Below are 6,287 nucleotides of genomic sequence, written 5' to 3' on the forward strand. Positions count from 1 at the left end.
CCCCTAGCCCGCGTGATCCTAGCGCCGCACTAAAGCAGCCTCAAGCAGGCAAGACTAGCACGCCCTATTAATTCGCGTTAATGGCTGATGCATGCTTCATACATTGACCTTCGGCACGGATACCACGCGCCCGCCTTTGATGATCGTGCACGGCCTGTTCGGCTCTGCACGCAACTGGAATGTGATTGCGAAACGCATGTCCGAAACCCGCCGTGTTATCGCGCCTGATATGCGCAACCACGGTGGTAGTTTCCGGGCCGACACACACAGCTATCTTGATATGGCGAGCGATCTGTCCGAAGTGATCCGTGCCCATGGGGGCAGCGTTGATCTTTTGGGGCATTCCATGGGGGGCAAGGCAGGAATGACCCTCGCCATCACCGAACCAGAACGCGTGGCGCGCCTCCTTGTCGCTGACATCGCCCCCGTAAGCTATGAGCATCAACAGCAACATTTCATTGATGCCATGCGCGGTGTCGATCTAAGCCAGGTGAACCGCCGCGCCGATGCAGTAGCGCAGCTTGCGCGCACGGTTGAGGACAAAACGCTCCAGTCGTTCTTCACCCAATCCCTTGATATAAAAGAAAAACGCTGGCTCTATAATCTGGATGCGTTAGAGCGTGACATGGATAAGATCCTCGGTTTCCCTGATCTACAGGGGCGATATGATGGCCTCACGCTTTTCCTGTCTGGTGCCAATTCGCATTACGTTCTGCCAGAGCACCGTACTGCGATCAAAACCTATTTCAGCAATGCAAAATTCGCAAAGATTCAGGACGCCGGTCATTGGCTACATGCCGAACAACCGCGCGCATTCGAGGCCTCTTTACGTGCCTTTCTGGATTACAAAACGTCCTGATGCACAGCAGCGAGGCGCAAGCTTCACTCCCAAGCGCGCAACTCGCTGCTGACCCGTCGAAACGGGGACCCTTAGTTGTTGTCAACGATCGCTTTGGCAACAAAATATGTAACAGGAAGGGCGACAAGACCGCCAATCGCAGCGGCAATCAATAGGGGCTGAAGCGTGTCATAGCCCATGGTCAAGGCAGCAACTATAAAGCTACCCGCAAGTGTTGTCGCGATAAGTGAAAAAAGCATTCCAGCAAGACGTGTCATCAGAGCCTCCTGATAGTTGATCTGAACTCTTGGACACTCATCTAGCCCATAAAAAACGCGCGTACCTTGATCCGTGTCAGATACGCGCGTTCATTTTGTTGATTTCGCGCAGATTTCTACGCGAAATATCTCTTTATGCGGCAGCCGTCACAGCGCGCTTGGTAATCACATTCACCAGATGCGCGCGATACTCTTTTGAGCCGTGTAGATCACCGATCATCCCATCGGCAGGAACACTCAAGCCATCAAGCGCACCAGCACTGAAGTTCGCGCTTAGCGCGGCTTCCGCCTCGCTCCAACGGAACACCCCTTCTTCAGACGCACCCGTTACCGCGACGCGCACGCCATCTGCATATTTCGCTACGAAAACACCAACCAATGCAAAACGCGATGCTGGCTGTACGAATTTTTCGTAGTGCGCCTTTTCCGGAACCGGGAAACGCACTTCGGTGATGATCTCCCCTTCATCCAAGGCCGTGGCAAACATGCCCTCAAAATAGTCATCCGCCGCAATCTCTCGCGCGTTGGTGACAATCAATGCCCCCGATCCAAGTGCCGCAGCAGGATAACATGCCGACGGATCATTGTTCGCAAGAGATCCGCCAATCGTACCGCGCGCGCGCACGGCAGGATCACCGATCTGGCCCGCCAGTGCCGCAAGCGCAGGATAGGCAGACGCACCCGCCGCGACGCTCGCATGTGTTGTTCCGCCACCAATCACAACGCCGCCATCTGCACCCGCTGAAACACCCTGCATCTCTGCAATGCCCGTCAGGCTGACCAGAACAGCGGGACTTGCCAAGCGCTGCTTCAACGTCGGGATCAAGGTTTGCCCACCGCCCAGCGCCTGCGCCTCATCACCCGCCATTGCAGCAACTGCATCTGCAAGCGTGCTTGGTTTCTCGAACTCGAAATTATACATCTTGTCTTTCCTTCCTGAACCCTTCGGGTCTCCCCTTCTTTGGTCCATAAATACCTCGGGGGTCCGGGGGCTGGCCCCCGGTCCTACCTTTCAAATCAGCCCTGCATCGCCGCCCAAACACGCGCGGGCGTTGCTGGCATATCGATATGAGCAACGTCATGTCCGCCCGAATTCAAAGCATCAATCACCGCGTTGATAACAGAGGGCGGCGAGCCGATCGCACCCGCCTCACCGCAGCCTTTCACGCCCAAAGGATTGTGCGTGCAAGGCGTCTGGCAGGAATGATCCACCGTGTAGAACGGCAAATCGTCCGCGCGCGGCATGGTGTAATCCATGTAAGAGGCGCTCAAGAGTTGACCCTCGTCGTCATAGACACAGTTCTCCATCAACGCTTGTCCGATACCCTGCGCAATACCGCCGTGAACCTGACCGGAGACAATCATCGGGTTAATCACATTGCCGAAATCATCCGCTGCGGCAAAGCGCTCGATAGTGACCTTGCCCGTGTCCGGATCAACTTCCACCTCGCAGCAATAGGCCCCCGCAGGATAGGTAAAGTTCGCGGGATCATAGAACGCCGTCTCTTCCAAACCCGGCTCGATGTCTTCAAGCGGATAATTATGCGGCACATAGGCCGCCAAAGTCACATCGCCCCAGGCCACGGATTTATCCGTGCCCGCAACCGAAAAGTTGCCGTCCTTGAGTTCGATGTCGGCTTCGGCTGCTTCCATCAAATGCGCTGCGATTTTCTTGGCTTTGTTGATGATCTTTTCCGTCGCGCGCACCATCGCTGATCCGCAAACCGCAAGAGAACGCGAGCCATATGTCCCCATGCCAAACGGCACTTTGGACGTGTCGCCATGCACAATATCAATCTGGCTCGCATCAATGCCGATCATTTCGGCGACCACCTGCGGAAAGGCCGTCTCGTGACCCTGACCGTGGCTATGCGCCCCGACCATAACGCTGATCGAACCCGTCGCATTCACCCGAACTGTCGCAGCATCATAAAGACCTGCGCGCGCACCGAGTTGACCGACCAGATTGGACGGCGCAATGCCACACGCCTCGATATAGTTGTTGATGCCCAAACCGCGCATCATCCCTCGCGCTTCACTTTCTTTGCGGCGCGCCGCAAAGCCGGCGATGTCGGCAATCTCTTCCAACTTGTCCATCGTCGCGTTGTAATCACCTGTGTCATATTCCACCGCAACAGGCGTCGCATAGGGGAATTCGGTGATATAGTTCTGACGGCGCAGCGCAATCGGATCAACGCCAAGCTCGCGCGCCGCTTTATCGATGACGCGCTCCAGCTGGAACGTCGCTTCGGGGCGACCCGCGCCGCGATAGGCATCCACGGGAACCGTGTTGGTAAAGACCGCTTTGACGTTCACATAGATGTTGGGCGTTTTGTAGTTACCCGCCATCAAAGTGCCATGCAGCCACGTGGGAACCGAAGAGGCAAATGTGCTGAGATACGCGCCCATATTGGCCAACGTTTCCGTACGCACGGCGACAAAGTTGTTATCCTTATCGAGCGCCAGTTCGATCTTGGTCACGTGATCACGGCCGTGCGCGTCCGACATGAATGCCTCGGAACGTGACGCGGTCCATTTTACAGGGCGGTTGCACGCCTTAGCCGCGAAGGTGCAGAACGCCTCTTCCGCGTAGTGGAAAATCTTGGTGCCAAAACCACCGCCCACATCAGGTGCCACAACGCGCAGTTTGTGCTCTGGAATGCCCAGCACAAACGCACCCATCAAAAGGCGGATCACATGCGGGTTTTGCGAGGTGGTATAAAGCGTGTGTTGCTCGTCCGAGCGATCATAATCGCCCACGGCAACGCGCGGCTCCATAGGGTTCGCAACAAGGCGGTTGTTGACCAGCTCCAGCGTCGTCACATGCGCCGCGCCTTTGATAGCGGCGTCAACAGCGCCTTTGTTTTCCTCAACAAAACCCCAGTCGTAGCAAAGGTTGTTGTTCAAATCGTCGTGCACCTTGGTTGCGCCATCTGCCAGCGCCGCCTTCATGTTCACGACCGCCGGAAGTTCTTCGAGATCAAGCTCGATCGCTTCGGCAGCATCGCGTGCTTCGGCAAGGCTTTCGGCAACGACCGCGGCAATCGGATCACCAACGTGACGCACTTTGCCTTGCGCCAAAACAGGGTGTGCAGGTTCCTGCATCGGCTCGCCGTGGCGGTCCGTGACCAGCCAGCCGCAAGGGATGCCGCCAACACCTTCAAAATCCGCGCCTGTGAAAATCTTCACGACACCAGGCATAGCCTCAGCGGCGCTGGTGTTGATCCCTTTGATTTTCGCGTGGGCCACATCAGAGCGCAGAAAATGCACATAGGCCTGTCCGCGCACATTGATGTCATCTGTATATTTTCCGTTTCCCGTTAGAAACCGAACGTCTTCGCGCCGCTTTGTGCTGGCACCTATTCCGCCATCTTTTGGCATTGTTATTCCTCCCAAAGGTCGGTGCGTGCAAAGCACTCACCTTACATTCGTCACCGTAGGGTGCGTGATCTTACGCACCGCGCCACATCATTCTGCCGCGATCGCGGGAATCTCCTGACCAGAGGCTGCCAAAATGGCTTTCACAATGTTGTGGTAGCCTGTGCAGCGGCAAATATTACCCTCAAGGTAATGGCGCACTTCGGCCTCGGTTGGCTTGGGGTTTTCTTTGAGCAGGGCTGCCGCGCTCATCACCATGCCCGGCGTGCAAAAACCGCACTGAAGCCCGTGGTGGTCCTGAAACGCTTGCTGGATTTTGTTAAGCGTCCCATCGGGTGCCGCTTGCCCCTCAATCGTGGCAACCTCTGCGCCATCAGCCTCTGCCGCGAGCATGGTACAGCTTTTTACAGCCACGCCGTTTACATGCACAACGCAGGCACCGCATTGGCTGGTATCACAGCCCACATGTGTTCCCGTCAGGTTCAAATCCTCTCGCAGAAACGAGGACAGCAAAGTGCGCCCTTCGACTTCGCCCGAAGCGGATTTACCGTTCACGGTCATAGTTATTTTTGTCATTCAGTCCTCCCAAAAAGCGAAAATGCGCTCCGAGTAAGAAACGTGGCGCACTGATAAATGCCTTTGCCCGCATGTGCCTAATCTTTGTTTTCAAATGGTGCAGCGATGCAAATCAGGGCTTAGCGCCCTTCAGAGATCAGCGTGCAACGGGAAATGATTCCCAACAACCCCTTGAATTGAAAATGTTCCATACAACCCCGGGAACAGCATCCCCATTGACAGACCCGGATCGCAAGCTCAGCGATTCAACTTTTCACTTTTCGATTTTTCTTTTCAGGATTTACCATGCCACAAAACCATCGCGTGCAATCCGTCATTTTTAACACATTCGCCCTAAGTGCGATGTTGCTTGCCTCCCCTGCCATCGCTGTGACCTATACCTGCGCCAGCGTTGACGGCGTTGTTTTTAGCGCAGGCCCAGCAGGCAACGCGGACATCATGATCGATCTCGCGTCGGGCGAGACGCTGACCTTGATGACATCTTCCGCCACGCTTGGAGCGGAGTTCAACGATTCCGCTGGTGGCAACAAACTAAATTGCGCCGATTTTCCCGGCTCTGCTGCTTGCGCGGATATTATGTATACGGCGCAAAGCGATGATGTTCATCAGCTTGAGGCCTTCAACAACGTCGGCAGTACGTTCACGCTAAGTTGCTCAGCGGGTGCAGGTACAACAACAGCGCTTGCAGGGCCTAACTTTGGCGTCATCGCTGGCAAAACATCGCAAGCCTCAGCCAATGCCCAAAGCAGCGCCGTCGGAACGGCTGTTTCATCCGTCGCTGTAGCGCGTCTTCAAGGGACATCTGGCGGGCTTGGCGTTACGGCGTCTACGCGCGGCGGTGGTTCGCTTGGTGATGATTGGAATATCTGGGCCAACGCAACTGCGCGCCGCTTTACGGGAACCTTGGACGGACAAGGCGGCGAATTGACGTTTGGCTTTGATCGCAACTTCGGCTCTGTGGTAGCAGGCGCGATCATCTCTGCGAACCGATTGGATGGCGCCGTTGGCGTAGTCAATTCCGACGCAACATCCTATGCGATCGGCCCCTATTTTGCGGCCTCTCTGGGCGGCAATTACGTGCTTGATGGCTATCTGACTTACGGCAAGGCATCCTATGATGTGGGCGCTGCAAGTTTTGAGGCACGGCGCACAATGGCAGGCCTCAACATTCGCAATCAATATCGTTTGGGCAATATTAACGTGACGCCCTTTGGTGG

At 55.8% G+C, this 6,287-nt stretch carries 6 protein-coding genes; 2 read left to right on the plus strand and 4 right to left on the minus strand.

What is annotated here, in order from left to right; all coding sequences use genetic code 11:
* The first annotated feature begins 91 nt into the window (after positions 1-91).
* Entirely contained in the window at positions 92-859 is a 768-nt protein-coding gene (locus WBC85_RS11560; RefSeq protein ID WP_424437038.1) for an alpha/beta fold hydrolase, read from the plus strand.
* A gap of 71 nt (positions 860-930) precedes the next feature.
* On the opposite strand, the gene WBC85_RS11565 is transcribed toward WBC85_RS11560, so the two are convergent.
* The 4 genes from WBC85_RS11565 to WBC85_RS11580 form a co-directional block, all read right to left on the minus strand.
* Positions 931-1,116 carry a CTP synthetase gene (locus tag WBC85_RS11565; protein WP_424437041.1) on the minus strand — a complete coding sequence of 62 codons (186 nt, stop codon included), beginning with the start codon at positions 1,114-1,116 and terminating at the stop codon, positions 931-933.
* Positions 1,117-1,249: 133 nt separating this feature from the next.
* On the minus strand, positions 1,250-2,038 hold the full coding sequence (locus WBC85_RS11570; RefSeq protein ID WP_424437044.1) for an FAD binding domain-containing protein: 789 nt from the start codon (positions 2,036-2,038) through the stop codon (positions 1,250-1,252).
* Between the two features lie 95 nt (positions 2,039-2,133).
* On the minus strand, positions 2,134-4,497 hold the full coding sequence (locus tag WBC85_RS11575) for a xanthine dehydrogenase family protein molybdopterin-binding subunit (protein WP_424437047.1): 2,364 nt from the start codon (positions 4,495-4,497) through the stop codon (positions 2,134-2,136).
* Positions 4,498-4,584: 87 nt separating this feature from the next.
* On the minus strand, positions 4,585-5,070 hold the full coding sequence (locus WBC85_RS11580) for a (2Fe-2S)-binding protein (protein ID WP_424437050.1): 486 nt from the start codon (positions 5,068-5,070) through the stop codon (positions 4,585-4,587).
* Positions 5,071-5,355: 285 nt separating this feature from the next.
* Here WBC85_RS11580 and WBC85_RS11585 point away from each other — a divergent pair.
* On the plus strand, positions 5,356-6,287 hold a 932-nt coding region (locus WBC85_RS11585; RefSeq protein WP_424437053.1), incomplete at its 3' end, for a hypothetical protein.

Origin of the sequence: Planktotalea sp. (assembly GCF_049680325.1) — a bacterium.
Classification (GTDB): domain Bacteria; phylum Pseudomonadota; class Alphaproteobacteria; order Rhodobacterales; family Rhodobacteraceae; genus Planktotalea.

What these genes read in the sequence shown, in the direction of transcription:
- WBC85_RS11560 (WP_424437038.1), top strand. Translation starts at nt 92, where the DNA reads ATGCTTCATACATTGACCTTCGGCACGGATACCACGCGCCCGCCTTTG.
- WBC85_RS11565 (WP_424437041.1), bottom strand. Translation starts at nt 1,116, where the DNA reads ATGACACGTCTTGCTGGAATGCTTTTTTCACTTATCGCGACAACACTT.
- WBC85_RS11570 (WP_424437044.1), bottom strand. Translation starts at nt 2,038, where the DNA reads ATGTATAATTTCGAGTTCGAGAAACCAAGCACGCTTGCAGATGCAGTT.
- WBC85_RS11575 (WP_424437047.1), bottom strand. Translation starts at nt 4,497, where the DNA reads ATGCCAAAAGATGGCGGAATAGGTGCCAGCACAAAGCGGCGCGAAGAC.
- WBC85_RS11580 (WP_424437050.1), bottom strand. Translation starts at nt 5,070, where the DNA reads ATGACAAAAATAACTATGACCGTGAACGGTAAATCCGCTTCGGGCGAA.